17 protein-coding genes are annotated in these 17,857 nt (G+C 60.8%); 7 read left to right on the top strand and 10 right to left on the bottom strand.

Going from position 1 to position 17,857, the window contains the following annotated elements; translation table 11 throughout:
- The first annotated feature begins 7 nt into the window (after window positions 1-7).
- The gene (locus IE127_RS11815; protein WP_189425865.1) at window positions 8-1,435 is read left to right on the top strand and encodes a glutamate synthase subunit beta; all 1,428 of its coding nucleotides are present in this window, start codon (window positions 8-10) and stop codon (window positions 1,433-1,435) included.
- 58 nt (window positions 1,436-1,493) lie between these two features.
- Here the strand turns inward: IE127_RS11815 and IE127_RS11810 are convergent, their stop codons facing one another.
- The 4 genes from IE127_RS11810 to galE are packed head-to-tail and all read right to left on the bottom strand — an operon-like array spanning window position 1,494 to window position 5,357.
- The gene (locus tag IE127_RS11810) at window positions 1,494-2,696 is read right to left on the bottom strand and encodes an SGNH/GDSL hydrolase family protein (protein ID WP_189425864.1); all 1,203 of its coding nucleotides are present in this window, start codon (window positions 2,694-2,696) and stop codon (window positions 1,494-1,496) included.
- Window positions 2,696-3,103, bottom strand: coding sequence for a GFA family protein (locus IE127_RS11805; RefSeq protein WP_189425863.1), 408 nt, complete (start codon window positions 3,101-3,103; stop codon window positions 2,696-2,698). The genes IE127_RS11810 and IE127_RS11805 overlap by 1 nt, the downstream gene beginning before the upstream one ends.
- A gap of 44 nt (window positions 3,104-3,147) precedes the next feature.
- Window positions 3,148-4,362 carry a lytic murein transglycosylase gene (locus IE127_RS11800; RefSeq protein WP_189425862.1) on the bottom strand — a complete coding sequence of 405 codons (1,215 nt, stop codon included), beginning with the start codon at window positions 4,360-4,362 and terminating at the stop codon, window positions 3,148-3,150.
- 8 nt (window positions 4,363-4,370) lie between these two features.
- Window positions 4,371-5,357 (bottom strand): UDP-glucose 4-epimerase GalE, encoded by a 987-nt coding sequence (gene galE, locus IE127_RS11795; RefSeq protein ID WP_189425861.1) that lies wholly within the window; start codon window positions 5,355-5,357, stop codon window positions 4,371-4,373.
- Window positions 5,358-5,458: 101 nt separating this feature from the next.
- On the opposite strand from galE, the gene galU reads away from it, so the two are divergent.
- Window positions 5,459-6,346, top strand: coding sequence for a UTP--glucose-1-phosphate uridylyltransferase GalU (galU, locus tag IE127_RS11790; protein ID WP_189425860.1), 888 nt, complete (start codon window positions 5,459-5,461; stop codon window positions 6,344-6,346).
- A 12-nt stretch (window positions 6,347-6,358) separates the two neighbouring features.
- Here the strand turns inward: galU and IE127_RS11785 are convergent, their stop codons facing one another.
- Entirely contained in the window at window positions 6,359-7,612 is a 1,254-nt protein-coding gene (locus IE127_RS11785; protein ID WP_189425859.1) for an outer membrane beta-barrel protein, read from the bottom strand.
- 164 nt (window positions 7,613-7,776) lie between these two features.
- Between IE127_RS11785 and IE127_RS11780 the strand changes: the two genes are divergently transcribed.
- A complete protein-coding gene (locus IE127_RS11780; protein WP_189425858.1) occupies window positions 7,777-8,547 on the top strand; it encodes a motility protein A in 771 nt (256 codons plus the stop codon).
- A 4-nt stretch (window positions 8,548-8,551) separates the two neighbouring features.
- Window positions 8,552-9,406, top strand: coding sequence for an OmpA/MotB family protein (locus tag IE127_RS11775; protein ID WP_189425857.1), 855 nt, complete (start codon window positions 8,552-8,554; stop codon window positions 9,404-9,406).
- On the opposite strand, the gene IE127_RS11770 is transcribed toward IE127_RS11775, so the two are convergent.
- On the bottom strand, window positions 9,367-9,855 hold the full coding sequence (locus IE127_RS11770) for an NfeD family protein (RefSeq protein ID WP_189425856.1): 489 nt from the start codon (window positions 9,853-9,855) through the stop codon (window positions 9,367-9,369). The two genes, IE127_RS11775 and IE127_RS11770, sit on opposite strands and share 40 nt — an antisense overlap.
- Window positions 9,856-9,864: 9 nt before the next feature.
- Window positions 9,865-10,851 (bottom strand): SPFH domain-containing protein, encoded by a 987-nt coding sequence (locus IE127_RS11765; RefSeq protein WP_189425855.1) that lies wholly within the window; start codon window positions 10,849-10,851, stop codon window positions 9,865-9,867.
- A gap of 134 nt (window positions 10,852-10,985) precedes the next feature.
- Here IE127_RS11765 and ku point away from each other — a divergent pair, with 134 nt between their 5' ends.
- Together ku and ligD are read left to right on the top strand one after the other, a co-directional pair.
- Complete coding sequence (gene ku / locus IE127_RS11760; protein ID WP_189425854.1) at window positions 10,986-11,975, top strand: non-homologous end joining protein Ku; 990 nt, start codon at window positions 10,986-10,988, stop codon at window positions 11,973-11,975.
- A gap of 2 nt (window positions 11,976-11,977) precedes the next feature.
- A complete protein-coding gene (gene ligD / locus IE127_RS11755; protein ID WP_189425853.1) occupies window positions 11,978-14,593 on the top strand; it encodes a DNA ligase D in 2,616 nt (871 codons plus the stop codon).
- A gap of 11 nt (window positions 14,594-14,604) precedes the next feature.
- Here ligD and modB read toward each other — a convergent pair whose 3' ends face one another.
- From modB to eda, 3 genes are read right to left on the bottom strand one after another with little or no spacing between them, the layout of a single operon-like run.
- Window positions 14,605-15,291 carry a molybdate ABC transporter permease subunit gene (modB, locus tag IE127_RS11750; RefSeq protein WP_373297311.1) on the bottom strand — a complete coding sequence of 229 codons (687 nt, stop codon included), beginning with the start codon at window positions 15,289-15,291 and terminating at the stop codon, window positions 14,605-14,607.
- Complete coding sequence (modA, locus tag IE127_RS11745) at window positions 15,288-16,013, bottom strand: molybdate ABC transporter substrate-binding protein (RefSeq protein WP_189425852.1); 726 nt, start codon at window positions 16,011-16,013, stop codon at window positions 15,288-15,290. The genes modB and modA overlap by 4 nt, the downstream gene beginning before the upstream one ends.
- 9 nt (window positions 16,014-16,022) lie before the next feature.
- The gene (gene eda / locus IE127_RS11740) at window positions 16,023-16,658 is read right to left on the bottom strand and encodes a bifunctional 4-hydroxy-2-oxoglutarate aldolase/2-dehydro-3-deoxy-phosphogluconate aldolase (RefSeq protein ID WP_189425851.1); all 636 of its coding nucleotides are present in this window, start codon (window positions 16,656-16,658) and stop codon (window positions 16,023-16,025) included.
- 130 nt (window positions 16,659-16,788) lie between these two features.
- Here eda and nadA point away from each other — a divergent pair, with 130 nt between their 5' ends.
- Window positions 16,789-17,856: a quinolinate synthase NadA gene (gene nadA / locus IE127_RS11735; protein ID WP_189425850.1), complete on the top strand. Its 1,068-nt coding sequence runs from the start codon at window positions 16,789-16,791 to the stop codon at window positions 17,854-17,856.
- The last annotated feature ends 1 nt before the right edge of the window (window position 17,857 follow it).

Raw genomic sequence — 17,857 nt, 5'->3', positions numbered from 1 at the left:
AAAGCTTATGGGTAAGGTTACAGGCTTTCTTGAGATCGAACGCGAGGAGCCGCGCTACGAGCCGGCTTCGGATCGCGTGCGGCACTTCGGCGAATTCACCATCCCGCTTTCTGAAAGCCGGGTGGTGGATCAGGCCGCCCGCTGCATGGATTGCGGTATTCCGTTCTGTCATGGTGACACGGGCTGCCCGGTGAACAACCAGATCCCTGACTGGAATGATCTCGTTTATCACGGGGACTGGCAGGAAGCGGCGCAGAACCTGCACTCGACCAACAACTTCCCCGAGTTCACAGGGCGCATCTGCCCGGCCCCATGCGAGGAAGCCTGCACGCTGAACCTCGAGGACACGCCGGTTGCCATCAAGACCGTGGAACAGGCGATTGCTGATCGCGCGATCCGTGCCGGCTGGGTGCATCCGCAGCCTCCGAAGACGAAGACCGGCAAGTCCATCGGAGTCGTCGGCTCAGGCCCCGCGGGCATGGCGGCGGCGCAGCAGCTCGCGCGTGCTGGCCACGAGGTCCATGTCTATGAGCGCCAGGCGCGAGCCGGCGGGCTGATGCGGTATGGCATCCCCGACTTCAAGATGGAAAAGCACCATATCGACTTCCGCGTCAGCCAGATGGAAGCCGAAGGCGTCACTTTCCATTACAACGAAAATATCGGCGTCACCCGTCCCTTGAGCGAGCTCAAGGCGAAGCACGATGCTGTTCTGCTTTGCGGCGGCTCGGAAAAGCCGCGTGATGTCGGCGCCGAAGGCTCGAACTTCGACGGTGTGCATTACGCCATGCCGTTCCTCGTTCAGCAGAACCGTCGCCTCGCGGGCGAGGATGTTTCTGAGGAAATTCAGCTGACCGCCGCCGGCAAGCATGTTGTCGTTATCGGTGGTGGTGACACGGCCTCAGACTGCATCGGCACCTCGTTCCGCCAGGGCGCCATTGCCGTCACTCAGCTCGATGTGCGTCCCGAGCCGCCGAAAATGGAGGACAAGCTGACCAACTGGCCGAACTGGCCGGTCAAGATGCGCACCTCCTCAAGCCAGGCCGAAGGCGCGATCCGCGAGTTTGCCGCGGGCACCATGCGCATCGTCAGCGATGCCCGTGGGCGGGTCAATGGCGTCGAATGCGCCCGCGTCGACCGCCAGCGCAAGCCGATCCCAGGCAGCGAGTTCATCATCAAGGCGGATCTTGTGCTTGTGGCGATCGGTTTCGCCAGCCCGATCCATGAGGGTTTGCTGGCCGAACTCAATGCCGAGCTCGATAAGCGCGGCAATCTGTTTGCGGACACGTTCAGCTACAAGACGAGCGTTGATGGGGTCTATGCCGCTGGTGACATGCGTCGGGGCCAGTCGCTTGTCGTGTGGGCAATCCGGGAGGGTCGGCAGGCTGCGCGCTCTATCGACATCGACCTGATGGGCAAGACCGATCTTCCGCGCTAAGCGCAAACGCAGCTGTAAAGCATGAAAGGCCGCCGGGTTTCCGGCGGCTTTTTTCATGTCATGGCGAAGGCGAGGCGTCGGGCTCCTCGGGTGCGATGCCGGCACCGAATGCGTCCAGGCGTCCCACAGGCGCCTTCACCAGATCTTCAAGACTGAACGGGCGCTCCGACTGGTCAACGCTCGAAGCGCTCACCAGTGTCTGCGCCCGCCCGGGCGAGCGATTGAGCGGCGCAACGGCACCGGCAACTTCGAGAAGCCTGATCTGTCCCAGCCCCTGGAATGGAGGCCGCAGCATGCTTCCCGCATCGGTGTTAGAGAGCGGATCGGCTACTTCGACGCTGATCCCGCCCTCGCGATAATACCTGCGGACCGCTTGATTGACGAAAAAGGCCAGCTTGTCTGATCCCGCCGTCGAGAAGTGGATGCCGTCATCCTTGCGCATGCGCACGTTCTGCCCGTTGAGGTCGGGACCATAGGAAGAATATTTGCCGTCCTCTCCCAGAAAACGCTCATAGATGTCGACGAACTCGGCGCCACCCGAAACGGCGGCCAATCTGTGGATGGCGCTGATTTGGCTGATAGCGGAGGAGTATGAGGAAGCAGACATCGGCGGCAAGCCCACCCAAATGACTGGCTTACCAGCGCTGCGGATTTCTGCAATGAACTCGGCGATGCGCTGCCGGTAGGCGTCCGTCCAGGCATCGCTGAGGGGCTCTGTCGAGCGGCCATCGACCCTCAAATTCTGCCTGTCATTAATGCCAATAATCACGACCGCCAGATCGAACGTGTCGTCCGCCACTTCCTTTTCGATGGCGGCGTTCCAGTCAAAGAAGTCGTCCCGCACAAAACCGGAGGAGCCGACACCCTGTCGAAGCACTACGAGGTTGGGATCCTCTGCATAAAGGCGCTCAAGCGCCCGTGCCAGGTCGCTGGCAAGGGAATCCCCGAACACGGCCAGCCGCGTTGCGTCCTCAGCCTTGTCGACCCCGACTGAAGGCTCTGGCAGGCTGGCGCTCGGGCTGGGCGACGGGGCGGGAGCGCTGCGCTGTGGTTGCTGCTGGCGCGGTGCGGGCTGACGCTGAGGCTGTTGCTGGCGCGGCTGCTCCACCGGCGGGCGCTGTTGCTGCTGCTCGGGTTCACCGAACAGCATGTCGAACAGGGTGCGGCGCTGCGCCACTTCAATGCGCTCCTGCGCCATGGCGGCAGACATATCTATCGCCATCAGCGCCATGACCATCAGTGTCGCGAAAAACCGCGCCATCAACTCTCCTGGGCCGGTGCCACCGGCACGCCGTCATGCTGCGGCAGACCGTCGGCAATCTCGTAGTAATCACCCTTGTCGGCGACAAATATGTGCATCGCAAGGCGGCTGTCGGTTGGCGTATCGAACGCCCCCATCGATAACCCGATCCGATCCACCCCTTCGATGTCGAAGAAGAGAGACGAGCCGCATACCGAACAGAAGCCGCGCCGAACGCGCTCGGAGGACTGATACCAGCGCACCGTCTCCCCGCCCTTGATCTCCACCTGGTCCCTCGGCACATCGGTGCCGGCTTCAAAATGACCATGATGTTTGCGGCACATCGAGCAATGGCATGCGGTGGGCGGGCTAAGCGCACCGCGCACGCTGAATGATACGGCTCCGCACAGGCAGGATCCCTGGTGCATGCTCGCCTCCTCATCGCTACTCATAGCGGTGTTATAGCCCGATCCTAGCGCATCGCAGAGAGAAGTTCTGCATGCGATGCACGCGTGATGAACCCATCCGCCACAAGGCCTCGCGCCGCCTGGAACCGAGCATAGGCTGCCTGGCTGATCGGGCCCAGCCGTCCATCGATGGTGCCGGAATAATAGCCGAGGCTCGTGAGGGCCTGCTGGATCTCGCGACGCTGCGCCAGATCGGGGAAGGCCGTGCCGCGCGGCCACGATTGAACAAACGGCCCCGCCCCCTTCAGCCTGTCAGTCATGTGCGCCACTGAGAGCGCATAGCTGTCAGAAAAGTTATAGCCCTTGAGGACCAGATAGTTCCGCGTCATCAGAAATTTGGGCCCGTTCCGACCGGCCGGAACATAAAGAAACCCCGGCTCTTCGAGCCTGTCGAAGTCACGGCCCGCAACGCGCTGCACCCCCCTTTCGGCAAAAAAGCCGACGGGCCGCATAGTCTCCCGATCAGCCAGCAGATAATCGAACCCTTCCGGCAGAACGACTTCGAACCCCCAGTCGACACCCGGTACATAGCCGAGATTGCGCAGATAGACCGCGCTGGTCGCCAGAGCGTCGGCGAGCGAGGCGTGCAGATCGACCCGCCCATCTCCATCACCATCTGTGCCATGCGCCAGAACGTTGGACGGGTTGACCTGCAGGTGGCCGATCGCACCTGCCCACGATCCGACAAGCGTTTCGGCAGTGTGTGGTCCCCGCTCCACCAGTTTCAGCGCGGCGATGAAGTCGGCCTCGTCTTCGGCCAGCCGCGTACGCCGCTGATGAACAAGGGTGGCCAGCGACCGGATGATCGGGCGCACGAGGGTGCGGTTGTCGAGCACGGCACCATAGTCCGTCTCCATACCCCAGATTGCGCCGAGCAGATATGGATCGACACCGTATCGGGCGCCGACCTGTTGGAACAAACTGCTGTTGCGCGATATGGCGGCGCGCCCGCGACTGATGCGGTTGGCGGTAACCCGACCGTCAATATAGTCCCAGATCGGTGTGGCGAATTCCGGCTGCCCGGTCACGAGCGCCGGCGTTCGCGGATCCGGCGTCAGCCCCGCCACTGCCCGCTGATAGGTTTCGGGCGACACCCCCGCCGCAACCGCCTTGCTGCGGAACCCGACCAAGAATGCGTCGAAACTCTCGACAGGCTGCGCCACCGTCGGAAGCGCGGCCGACCCCATAACGGCGATCGCTAAAACAAGAGCCCTAAGCATCAGCAATCCTAACGATTTCGGCGCATCAAATGGCTTTCCCACTCATAGGCCGTGCGGACCATTTCGACCAGATCATCGTGGCTCGGTGTCCAGCCCAGTTCATCACGCACTTTTTCGCCGGTCGCGGTGATCGAGGCTGGATCGCCAGCACGGCGCGGCGCCTCGTCGACGCGAAAATCGACACCCGAGACCGATTTGACCGTATCGATCACCTCGCGCACGGAATATCCGCGCCCATAAGCGCAGTTGAGCGTCAGGCTGTGAGAGCCTTGCCGCAACTTCTCGAGCAAAAGCGCATGCGCCTCGATCAGATCGGTGACGTGAATATAGTCGCGAACCCCGGTGCCGTCTGGCGTTTCGTAATCCGTACCGAAAATTTCGACCTTTTCCCTCTGGCCGAGAGCGGCTTGGCACGCGACCTTGATCAGGTGCGTTGCCTGCGGCGTCGACTGGCCGGATCGCTTTTGCGGATCACCGCCGGCGACATTGAAATAGCGCAACACACCATAGGTCAGCGGATGAGCCGCGGCGGTATCCGCCAGCATCATTTCCGTCATCAGCTTGGAGCGGCCATAAGGCGACATCGGATTGAGCGGGGTTTCTTCGACCACCGGCGCAAGCCCGGTCATGCCGTATACGGCGGCGGTCGAGGAGAAAATGAAGTGTTTCACCCCGCCTTTCACAGCCGCCTCTATGAGATTGCGCGAGGTCGACGTATTGTTGGCGTAATATTTGAGCGGATCGGCGACAGATTCCGGAACGACGATGGAGCCGGCGAAGTGAACGATTTCTGTGATGCCGTGTTCTGCGATTATGCGAGAGACGAGTTCCATATCGCCGGCTGCGCCTTGCACGAACCGTGCACGATGGTCGATCGCCCAGTCAAACCCGGTGACGAGGCTGTCGAGAACCACGACGTCCTCACCCGCATCCGCCAGTCTCAGCACCATATGGCTGCCGATATATCCGGCTCCGCCAGTGACCAATACCGCCATGAACCTGCCTCTCGAATCTTGCCGGCTTCCTTTGGCCGCATGGTATGGGTCAGGTCTTGCAATACCTTTACGATTCTAGCTCATTAACCTGGAGTAAGCTGGTGCATAAACGCGTCCGTACCGCAGTCTTTCCCGTCGCAGGCCTCGGCACGAGATTTTTGCCTGCCACGAAAGCCATGCCAAAGGAAATGCTGACAGTGGTTGACCGTCCGCTGATCCAGTACGCGGTGGATGAGGCGCGAGAAGCCGGCATCGAGCATCTGGTGTTCGTCACCGGGCGCAACAAGGGCGTCATCGAGGACCATTTCGACCGCCAGTTCGAACTCGAAAAGACGCTCGAAGCGCGCGGCAAGAACGATGCCCTGCGCGAACTGCAAAAAGATCTGCCCTCGGCCGGTCACACCAGCTTTACCCGTCAGCAGGAACCGCTCGGATTGGGCCATGCCGTATGGTGCGCGCGCGATCTCGTTGGTGATCGCCCCTTTGCCCTGCTTCTTCCTGACATGCTGTTCAAGGGCGAAAAGGGCGTCCTCAAGCAGATGATGGAGGCCTATGAGGAAACCGGCGGCAATATCATCGCCGTCGAGGAAGTGCCGCATGAAACGGTGGGGTCCTACGGCGTCATCGCGCGGGGCGAAGGACCGGACAACGGCTTCGAAGTTACCGGCATGGTCGAAAAGCCGAAGCCCGAGGAAGCGCCCTCGAACCTAATCATTTCAGGGCGCTACATCCTGCAGCCTGAGATATTCAATCTCCTGGCAGAACAAACCACCGGTGCGGGCGGCGAGATCCAGATCACCGACGCCATGCAGACGCTGATGAGCCAGCAGAAATTCCATGGCGTGAAATACGAGGGCCAGTCGTTCGACTGCGGTTCGAAGATCGGCTTTCTCACCGCCAATGTCGTCTACGCGCTCGATCGCGACGACATTCGCGACGGCTTTCTCGCGGAACTGCACGAACTCGGGGTCGGTCGCGAAATTACCTGAGCCGCGCCCTGCCTAGCGGGCGAGTGTCACGCCGAAGGTCACCCTGTGGCGATCTTCGGCAGGCTCGCCTGCGGTTTCGGCTCGCGCATAACCATAATCTGCCGTCAGCTGCGTGTGGGTATTCAGCAGGTAATCTGCCCCCACACCATAACCGTAGCCTTTTTCTGTCTCGTCTTCCGCCATGGTCCGTGTGCGGTAAACGTCGGCCGCGGCGCGCAATCGCAGCCACGAATTGGCCGTGTAAGTGAGGTCGGCATAGGCGTTGGTGGTCACGGTGCTGGTCGCATCAGAATCGCTGGTCGGCAGACCGAAGCTGTTGTCCACACCAGCGCTGAATGTCAGGGGCTCATACGGGTTGAATGTCAGACGCGCCGAGTACAGCAGCGATTCCGCGTCTTCGAAGGCGATCGCGTCGAAATTACGCTTGCCGTAACCGACGGACGCTTCGGCTTGCATCCAGCCATCCCAGTTGCCAAGCACACCCACGCTGAAGCTTGTTCCCGTCGCGTTGGCGAACTGCCCGTTTTCCGGCCGTGGGTGGTCGAAGTAATCCCGGTTAGCCCCGCCGCGTGCAAACACATCAAGGATCGGTGTCAGCGCGTAACTCACCCGCAACCCGCCTTCGACGCTCCACAAGTTGCGGTCGCCATTGAGCTCGTTCGTTCCATCCGCCAGCCGCGTCTCGCCGTAGACTGTGCGCTCGGCGCCGCCTTCCGCTGAAACCGAAAGCTTGCCGAACTGCCGGGTCACGCTACCCAAGACAGTGCCGGAAATGGTATCGGCCGGATCAGCGGTAGTATCGGCGATATCGCGGATCGTAGCCTCGGGGTTGGTCATGGTGAAGCTTGCCGCGCCCTCGGCGCTCGTCTGATCCGCAAGTGCGTAGGCGCCGCTGATGCCGATATCGAATGCGCCGATCTGCGGATCTTCATGCTCTTGTCGAGTTATCGTGACCTCTCCTGAGGCCGAAAGCGTGCCACGCCGCCCTTGGTAATCGAGCGTTCCGCGCGGGACCGCCTGAAGCTCGAAGCGTTCACCGTCACGGTCCTTGATGTAGCTCCCGCGCAGCGAGGTCGACCAATCGATTTCGACCGGAGGATGGGTCGGCTCGGTCGCTGATCCCGGCGCAAGCGGCAACAGACCCGGCTCCAGCCGAATATCTGGCTCGAGGCGGGCATCGGCAGCCACCGCAGACGCAACATGGCCGGCGCCCACCAGCACCAGCCCAATCATCAATCCACCAACACGCAAGCTGCGCCGCTGCACTGCACGCTCTCCGCTCATGAGTGCGAGTGTGCGCGGGCATGGTTAATTTTCGGTATTGCGCAGAAACGCGCCATGCCGTGCTGCGTGAACTTAAGGGGTGGTTAGGGATCCCCCCCTAAACTCGTTCCCGAGCGTGTGGCTCTAGATACTTCTCGGACAGGTTCATGGATCTCGCGACGATCATCGGCATTTTGGTGGGCGCCGGCGTTATCGCCTTCGCCATCTTGTTGGGCGGATCGTTCAGCGCATTTGTCGACATGCCATCGATCCTGATCGTGGTCGGCGGCGGTCTTGCTGCAACCCTGATCAGGTTTCCACTCGCCGGCATCGGCCGGGCGTTCTTGACCGGAGCGAAGGTCGCCTTCACGCACAAGAAGGTGGAGCCGCGCGAACTCGTCCAGAAGATCACCGAGATGGGCGAGATCGTCCGCCGTTCTGGTCCGCTGGGACTTGAGGGCTTCGAAGCGGGCGACGACAATCTGTCCAAGGGGGCTCAGCACATCGCGGACGGCTACGATCCGCAATATATCCGCGGCTCGATGGAGCTGGCGCGAGACCAATACCTGTCACGCCTCTCAGAGGGTCAGCGCGTCTTCAAATCGCTCGGCGACGCCGCACCCGCCTTCGGGATGATCGGTACGCTCGTTGGTCTCGTGCAGATGCTTGGCAACATGGAAGATCCTTCGGCCATCGGTCCGGCCATGGCCGTCGCGCTCTTGACGACGCTCTACGGCGCCGTCCTCGCCAACCTCGTTTGCCTGCCCATGTCCGATAAGCTCAACGCAAAGCTCGACGTCGAGGAGGTCAACCAGACCCTGATCATCGACGGAGTCGTCTCCGTGCGCGAAGGGCTAAGCCCCGCTCTGATCCGCGAAAAGCTTGTGGCATACCTGCCTGAAAACCAGCACAAGAGCATGCTGGAAGAAGCGGCCTAGCAAAATGGCCCGCAAGAAGGAAAAAAGCGGTGGCGAGATCCCGGAATGGCTGGTCACATTTTCCGACCTCATGTCCATTCTCGTCTGCTTTTTCGTGCTGATCATCTCCTTTTCGATTCAGGATGAGGCACGGCTGCAAGTTGTCGCGGGGTCGATGCGCGACGCTTTCGGCACAACCCAGATCCGCAAACCCGCCGGTGTCATCGAGCAACAGGGCAACCCCCAGCGCGAATTCCTCAAGCAGCCGACCGAGCAGCGTCCTGACCCCGATCGCGATCAGGCCTTCGCCGAAGAGCACCTCAAGGATACGGTTCAGGGTCCGGCGATGCAGACGCAACGCCAGGAAAATACCATCGAGCAGGACAGGTCCTTTGCGCTGGCGGCGGCCTCGATCCGCCAGGCATGGCAGGATATGCCGGACCTCACCCAGGTTGCGGACAATCTTATTGTCGAGGAAACCGAAGAAGGCCTCGACATCGTTATTGCCGACCAGCAAGGCCGCCCCATGTTTCCAGAGGGCTCGAAATACCCGTTCGAGGTAACCCGCAAGGCCATCGCCGCGATCGCACCGATCCTGCAGCAATTGCCGAATCAGGTGCGCATCTCGGGACATACTGCAGCCGGTTCGACGTTCTCCAATCCGCGCTATGGCGCATGGGAGCTTTCAACCGACCGCGCCAACACGGTGCGCCAGATTCTCGGTGAATTTGGCTTGGCATCCGAGAGAATGCACTCGGTGGTGGGGCGTGCCAATGGCGAACCGTTCTTTCCGAACGACCCTTACCTCGCCGCCAATGAACGCGTGAAGATCACGCTACTTCAGGAAGCACCGCCCGTGCCCACGGGTCTTTCACCCTGAACCACCGGCTCGACCGATAGAACCGCCCCCGTCGCGCCGATCACCCGCACCCTGGTGCCGGCATCAAGATCCGGTCCTGCGACGCGCCACACGGTGTCGTTTAGCGGGACGCGCCCGAATCCGCCGGCGATCGGCTCGACCAGTACAGCTTCTCGCCCGACAAGCGTTTCAGCACGACGGTTGAGATGCGGTCGATCCGTGATCTGCGGGCGCGAACCTGAGAACCTGAGCCAGGTGATAATCGCGACGACGGAGAGGACGCCGAACAGTCCCCATTGCAACGGCCATGAAAGCGGCTGCACCATAGCGGCGAGACCGGTGATGATGCCAGCAATGCCCATCCAGACGAGAACGCCGCCCGGCACCACCAGCTCAAGCGCCAGCAGCACCAGCCCCGCAATGATCCACGCCCAGGCTCCAAAGCTTGCAATCCAGTCTATGAGCACCATCGACGCCTCCTAGCTCGAGCTTGGCGGACGCCCCTGGCGATTGCGTGCCTTCGGCACATCCTCGCCAAAGGCTTCGCGCGCAATCTCTGCAATGCCGCCGATCGAGCCGATCACGCTGGCCGCTTCGACTGGAAGCATCAGCACCTTCTGGTTCGGCGACTGCGACAACGCTTCGAGCGCCTTGATGTAATTGTTGGCCACGAAGTAGTTGATCGCCTGCACGTCGCCGGCGGCGATTGCCTCGCTGACCATTTGCGTCGCCTTGGCTTCGGCTTCAGCCTGGCGTTCTCGTGCTTCGGCGTCACGGAACGCCGCTTCACGCCGGCCTTCCGCCTCAAGCACCTGAGCCTGTTTTTCACCTTCGGCCTGCAGGATCGCCGATTGCCGGCGCCCTTCCGCTTCGAGGATCATCGCGCGTTTCTCACGCTCGGCCTTCATCTGCCGCCCCATCGAATCAACCAGATCCTTGGGCGGATCGATGTCCTTGATCTCGATACGGGTAATCTTGATGCCCCACGGAGAGACAGCGGAGTCGACCACGCGCAACACCCGCGTGTTGATCTCGTCCCGGTTGGACAGCAATTCGTCGAGATCCATCGAGCCCATGACCGATCGGATATTGGTCATTGTCAGGTTGAGAACACCGAGCTCAAGATTGGTGACCTCGTAGGCTGCTGCCGCGGCATCGAGCACTTGGTAGAAGGTGACGCCATTCGCCGTCACCGAGGCGTTGTCGCGGGTAATGACTTCCTGGTGCGGAACGTCGAGCACCTGCTCCATCATGTTGATGCGCTTGCCCACGGCATCGATAAACGGAACGATCAGGTTTAGCCCCGGTGTCAGCGTCTTGGTGTATTTGCCGAAACGCTCGACTGTAAAATTATGCCCCTGCGGCACGATCTTGATACCGGCGAACAGCGCCAGAAGCGCCAGTATGCCGAGCACGATCAGCGCGATGCTGCCGCCATCAAGACCCGCGCCACCAAAAACATCCATGATCCCGCACTCCCCTCATGCCCGCCTTGTGCAATCTATGTCGCCCCCCGGGGTGGCGCAATTGCATACGGGAACAAAGCCTCGAACTGCGGCGTTTTTTGGCACTGTTGCGTAAAACAAGCGGGGTGACGTCCATGGCATCGAGACCAATCTGGAAAGGACAGCTGCGCCTCTCTCTCGTCTCGATCCCGGTGGCGCTGTACTCGGCTACAAAATCGAGCGCCAAGCCGTCTTTCCGGCAGATTCATGAGCCTTCCGGTAAACCGATTCACTACGAAAAGGTCGTTGAGGGCGTCGGGCCTGTCGATCGTGACGAGATCATCAAGGGTTATGAGTACCAAAAGGGTGATTATGTCCTGCTCGATGACGATGAGCTCGATGCCGTCAAGCTCGAGACCAAGCAGACGCTGGAGTTGACGCAGTTTGTTGGCGCCTGCGAGATCGACCCCATCTATTTCGACAAACCCTATTTCGTCGTTCCGAGTGACGAACTGGCGGAAGACGCGTTCCGTGTTGTACGCGATGCCTTGAGAAAAACCGAGAAGGTCGGGCTGGGGCAGCTGGCCCTTCGGGGCAAGGAATACCTCGTTGCGATCAAGCCGACTGGCACCGGGTTGATGCTCGAAACGCTCCACTACGAAGAAGAAATCCGCAAGGCCGACCCATTTTTCTCCGAGATTTCGAACAAGAAGTCAGAGGACGATCTGCTGGATGTCGCCACTGCCCTGATCGAGAAAAAGACCGCGCCGTTCGAAGCCGACGCCTTCAAGAACCACTATCAGGCGGCCCTTCACGAGTTGATCCAGCGCAAGCTGAAATCTAAGGGCAAAAAGATCTCGACCGAGGACGAGGCCGAACCGGCCCGGCCCAGTGGCGACAATGTCGTTGATCTCATGTCAGCGCTCAAGCAGAGCCTTGAAGGCGGCAGCGCGAGTAAGCCATCGGCCAAATCCAGGACAACGAACAGCAAGTCGAAAACGAGCGACTCCAAAGGCTCTTCGGGCGCAAAACCCTCTGCCCGCACCAAAACCAGTAAATCCTCGAGCAGCACGAAAAAGTCTTCGTCTGCCGGCAAGTCGAGCAGCACAAGCAAGTCATCCTCCACGAGGAAGAAGGCAAGCTGATCATGGCCAGCAAGGCAGACACGCTTCTCAAGACCTATCGTGAAAAGCGCGACTTCGCCAGAAGCAGCGAGCCGTCCGGCGATGCGTCCCATGAAACCGCAGGCAACAGCTTCGTCGTTCAAAAGCATGATGCGACCACACTTCACTTTGATTTTCGCATCGAGCTCGATGGTGTCCTCAAGAGCTGGGCCGTCACCAAGGGTCCCTCGGACAATCCAGGCGACAAGAGACTGGCCGTGCGGGTTGAAGACCACCCCCTCGACTACGGCGCTTTCGAGGGCACCATTCCAAAAGAAGAGTACGGCGGCGGCACCGTAATGCTGTGGGACCGCGGCACGTGGGAGCCGATTGGCGATCCGCACGAGGGCCTCAAGAACGGCGATCTCAAGATGCGGATTCATGGCGAACGCATGAAGGGCGAGTGGGTGCTCGTCCACATGAAGGGTCGTGACAGCAAGTCCGGCAAGTCGAAGCGCGAGAACTGGCTCCTGATCAAGCATCGCGATGATTACGCCAAGGACGAGAACCCCCTGACCGAGCGTTTCACCCGCTCCGTCGCGACTGGCCGCGACTTCGACGGGATCGCGAAGGGCCTAAAGGCAAAAAAGAAGACCGATTTGCCCGAGGATGCCGTCTGGCACTCAGACTCTTCGAAGGCCGATCGCAAGGACAAGCCGAAGTCGAAGCCCAAGGCCAAATCCGGCTCACGGGGAAAGACTGCGGGAGCGCTTCCTGAATACCAGTCGCCGCAACTCGCAACCCTGGTCGACGACGTGCCTGACGGTGACGGCTGGGCTTTCGAGATGAAGTATGACGGCTATCGTTGCCTCGCCGCAATTTCCGGCGGACAGGTGGCCTTATATACGCGCAACGGGAAGGACTGGACCGACACGTTCAAGCGCTTGGTCGAGCCGCTCTCGCATTTGACGGAGGGGACCGCGCTGATTGATGGCGAGATCTGTGCCTTCGACAATAAGGGCCGGACAGATTTTGCAACGCTGCGCAACAACCTCTCAAACGGTGGAGACCTCGTGCTCTTCGCGTTCGATCTGTTGCATCTCGATGGTGAGGACCTCACCGAAAAACCGCTCGAAGATCGCAAGGACCGACTCAAGGAATTGCTCGGCACGATCGATCGGAATGCGCCGCTGCAATATTCAGAACACGTCACCGGCAATGGCCAGCGCGTCTTTGATGCTGTCTGCCGTGAGGGCCACGAAGGCATCATCGCAAAGCGGCTCGATGCGCCCTATCGCGGCGATCGCAATCGCAAATGGCTCAAGATCAAGTGCGTCCACCGCCAGGAATTCGTGATTGCGGGCTGGTCCCCATCGAACCGAAAGAAGACCTTCGCGTCCCTGCTGGTCGGCACATATGACGGCGAGAGCCTTAGGTATCGCGGGCGCGTCGGCACTGGCTTCTCCCAAGATGACGCCGCCGAGCTGCAAAAGCAGCTCGATGCCCGCGACCGCAAGACCAGCCCATTCGATGACGTGCCGAAATCCATCGCCCGCAACGCCAAATGGGTAACGCCCGAACTCGTCTGCGAAATCGGCTTCACCGAATTCACCGAGGACGGCTATCTGCGCCACCCCTCTTTCCTCGGGCTTCGCGAAGACAAGCCGGCAAAAGAGGTTGTCATCGAAAAGGCGGCAGGCGGGGAGCAGAACAAAAAGACCGACGATAGCCCTGCATCGGGCGACAAGCCGCATGCCGAGTCCGGCGCGGGCGTCGATGCGGCCGAGAAGGCTGGCGTGCGGCTGACGAGCCCTGACAGGGTCGTGTTTCCGCACCAGGGTCTCACAAAATCGGCCCTCGTTGCGTATTATGAGGCCGTGGCAGAGCGCATGCTGCCGCATATCGCCAACCGTCCGCTGAGCCTGCTCAGGTGCCCGCAAGGCCGAGCCAAGTACTGCTTCTTCCAAAAGCATGATACCGGCGGTTTTCCGAAACAGCTCAAGTCCGTCGAGATCGAAGAAAAGGACGGTGAGCGCGAGCAGTATTTCTATCTCGATGACTTTGCCGGACTCGTCGCCGGGGTCCAGATGAACGTTCTCGAATGGCACATCTGGGGCTCACGCATCGACAGCATCGAAAAGCCGGACCGCCTGATCTTCGACATTGATCCTGATGAAGGGCTGGACTTCGAGGATGTGCGCAGCGCGGCGCGTGATATTCGCCAAGGCTTGCAGGATGATGGTCTGGAAAGTTTCGCGATGGTAACGGGCGGCAAGGGCATCCACGTGATCGCGCCGCTCACAGCGCGCACGGAATGGCCCGAAGTGAAAGCCTATGCCAAGCAATTCGCTGCCCGCATGGAGGCCGAGGAGCCCAAGCGCTTCACTGCCAACATGTCGAAAGCCAAGCGAAAAGGCCGCATCTTTATCGATTACCTGCGCAACGAGCGCGGCTCGACGGCCATCTCGCCCTTTTCCGTTCGCTCGCGGGAGGGCGCACCGGTCGCGGTGCCTATTGCCTGGGACGAGCTGAATGATCTGAAGGCCGCGAACGTTTTCGACCCCGATGCTGCAATGGCGCGCGCCGCTGAAGCAGACCCATGGGCGGATTACGACAAGCCTCGTCAGTCGGTCACCAAGAAGATGCTCGGCAAGGGCTGAAGCCCGCTTGGCTAGAGATTGCGGTGCGCTCCACCGCGATCGACCATCAACATCGCGGTGACGGCCACCAGCCCGAAGACCACGAGCCCGAGAGAGACGATATGCGCGCTCTGCCATTCGAGCCGCTCGACATAATCGTAGATCGCAATCGACAGCACCTTGGTGCGCCCGGGAATGTTGCCGCCGATCATCAAGACCACCCCGAACTCGCCAATAGTATGCGCGAAGGTGAGAACGAGGCCGGTCAGATAGCCAGAGCGTGATAGCGGCACGATGATCCACCAGAACCGTTGCCAGCGGCTGGCGCCGAAAAGATACGCAACTTCCGCATGTTCGCGCGGCAGCGCCTCAAAGGCCGTCCGCAGCGGATGCACCATAAAGGGTAGCGAATAAAGGATCGAGCCGATCAGTAGCCCCGGAAATGAAAACGCCAGCGTACGCCCACCCCAAAGGCCCGCCAGCATACCACCTGGTCCGCTCGGTCCGAGCGCGATCAGGAGGTAGAATCCCAGAACCGTTGGCGGCAGCACGAGCGGCAGCGCGACGATCGCGCCAATAATGTGCCGGCCCTTCCATCTGGTCTCGGACAACCAAAGCGCCAGCCACGTACCGATTACGAGCAGACACAGCGTCGTCGCGGCAGACAGAGCAAGCGTCAGCGCGATCGGCGGCCAGAGCTCTGCAAGCAGCTCGGTCACGGCACGCGATAACCGGCATCCTCGATCACCCGGACTGCCGTCTCACCTTTGAGAAAATCAATGAAGGCGAGCGCTGCCGGATTGTCTGCTCCGATGTCGAGCAGCACGGCATCCTGGGCAATCGGGCTGTAAAGGTCCTGCGGCACTACCCATCGATTGGCGGCGCCACGCACCTGGCTTGCCGCAACGAACGCCAGCTCAGCATTGCCACTTTCAGCGAACTGGAGCGCCTGCGTCACGCTGGCGCCGAAGACAAGCCGTGGGCGCATCTCGGTTTCCAGACCAAGCGCCTTGAGCGTTTCGATCGCCGCCATGCCATACGGCGCAGCCTCGGGATCGGCGATAGCAAGATGAGAGAAATCGCCGCTGAGCACTTCAGCACCACTGCCAAGATCGAACTCCGGGCTGTAAAGCACCAACTGGCCAAGCGCATAGGTGAACCTGCTGTCCTCAACAGCAAGGCCGGTAGCGATGGCCTGCTCCGCCCGCACCTGGTCCGCGGCCAAGAATACATCGAACGGCGCGCCCTGGCTGATCTGGGCATAGAGCTGACCCGTCGCGGCGAAGCTCAGATCGACCTCATGCCCCGTCGAGGCACTGAAGAGCGCCGCCAGTTCCTCAGCCGTCTCGGTAAAATTCGCCGCCACCGCTACCGTTACGCGCCCGGCATGCGCCGGCACGACAAACGCCAGACACGCTAGAACTACAAGGACAGCGCGCATTGGCCGGGCTCAGCGCTTGAGCTTTGCCGCTTCGCTGGCAAGCGCGCGCACCTGGTCGAAATCGCCCGCTGCAATGGCGTCAGCCGGCATGACCCAGGATCCGCCGACGCAAATGACGTTTTTCAAGGAGAGATAGGCTTCGGCATTTGCGGCGCTGATCCCGCCTGTGGGACAGAAGGTAATATCCGGCAAAGGCGATGCGAACGCCTTGAGCACCGGCGCCCCGCCGAGCGCCTCGGCTGGAAAGAACTTGAGAAAGCTGTAGCCGAATTCGGCGGCCTGCATGGCTTCCGTCGGCGTACCGATGCCGGGCAACAGCGGAACGCTGGCATGCTCTGCCGCTTCCAACAGACGCGGCGGCGCGCCGGGCGAAACGACAAACTCGCACCCAAGATCTGCCGAGCGCTTGAGGTGCTCCCCAGTACGCGCCGTCCCCGAGCCAACGATTGCCCCGTCGACCTTTTTCATCTCCTCGATCACCGCGAATGCATTGGGGGTCCTCAGAGTCACCTCTAGGACCGGAAGCCCCCCGGCGACCAGAGCTTCGGCAAGAGGGCGCGCCTTTTCGACCTCATCGAGGACGATCACCGGCACGACTGGCGCACGGCTGAGTATGGAACGGATGGCTTCGGCATCTTGCGGCATGCGTATTCCCCACGCTGGCGTTTGCCATGCTGGTTAGGAGTTTCGGCGCATCAGGGCAAGGGCGTCGATTGAAAACCGTCATGAAACTGCCTAGGTAACGCGCGCGCCCTAGCCGTAAGGAGGCCGGCCAATGCTCCAGACTATCAATGCTCAGACCCCCCTCAAGGAGGCCCGCGCCATCCTCGCGGACACCTTCGATCTAAAATACTCGAAGGCGGTCGAGCGCGAGACGGCCGACATCTACGAGCGCGTGCGTGACAAGATCCCGCAAGTCGAATGGTCGTTCTATGCTCCGCTGATCCTGCAGATCAACCGGCTGAAAAAGCAGAAGGACGCCGTCATCCTCGCGCACAACTACCAGACACCGCAGATTTTTCACGGCGTCGCGGACGTGGTTGGCGATAGTTTGCAGTTGGCGGTTGAGGCCACCAAGGTTGAGCAATCAGTGATCGTTCAGTGCGGCGTTCACTTCATGGCCGAGACCTCGAAGATCCTCAATCCGCAAAAGACCGTGCTGATCCCCGACAGCCGCGCCGGCTGCTCGCTGGCAGAGTCGATTTCCGCCGAGGATGTAGAGGCGATGCGCGAAATGTATCCGGGCGTTCCCGTCGTCACTTACGTCAACACTTCGGCTGCGGTGAAAGCAGTTACAGATGTGTGCTGCACCTCCTCCAACGCTCTCGATATTGTTGAGAAGGTTGATGGCGACACGGTCATCATGATCCCTGATCAGTTTCTGGCCCAGAACACTGCAAAGAAAACCAACAAGAAGGTGATCACCTGGGCCGGCGCCTGCGAGGTTCATGAGACCTTTACCGCCGAGGACATCGCGGAATTGCGCCATGCCTATCCGGCGGCGAAGATCATCGCCCACCCCGAGTGCCCGCCGGAGGTTGTCGATGTCGTAGATTTCGCAGGTTCAACTGCCGCGATGATCGACTGGGTCAAGACAGAAAAGCCGCAGCGCGTGGTCATGGTCACCGAGTGCTCGATGTCCGACAATGTCGCAAGCGAGACCACAGGCGTCGATTTCCTGCGCGGTTGCAACATCTGCCCGCACATGAAGCGCATCAATCTCGAAAACGTCCTGTGGTCTCTCCACACGGGCACGGAAGAAGTCACGGTACCTGAAGACATTATCGCCCCGGCCCGACAGGCTGTCGAGCGGATGATCGAGATGAGCCGCAAGCCGAACTAAG

It is taken from the genome of Devosia pacifica, assembly GCF_014652635.1.
In the GTDB taxonomy this organism is placed as follows: domain Bacteria; phylum Pseudomonadota; class Alphaproteobacteria; order Rhizobiales; family Devosiaceae; genus Devosia; species Devosia pacifica.
The sequence above is the reverse complement of the archived record's forward strand: the minus strand, read 5'-3'. Positions and strand labels throughout refer to the sequence as shown.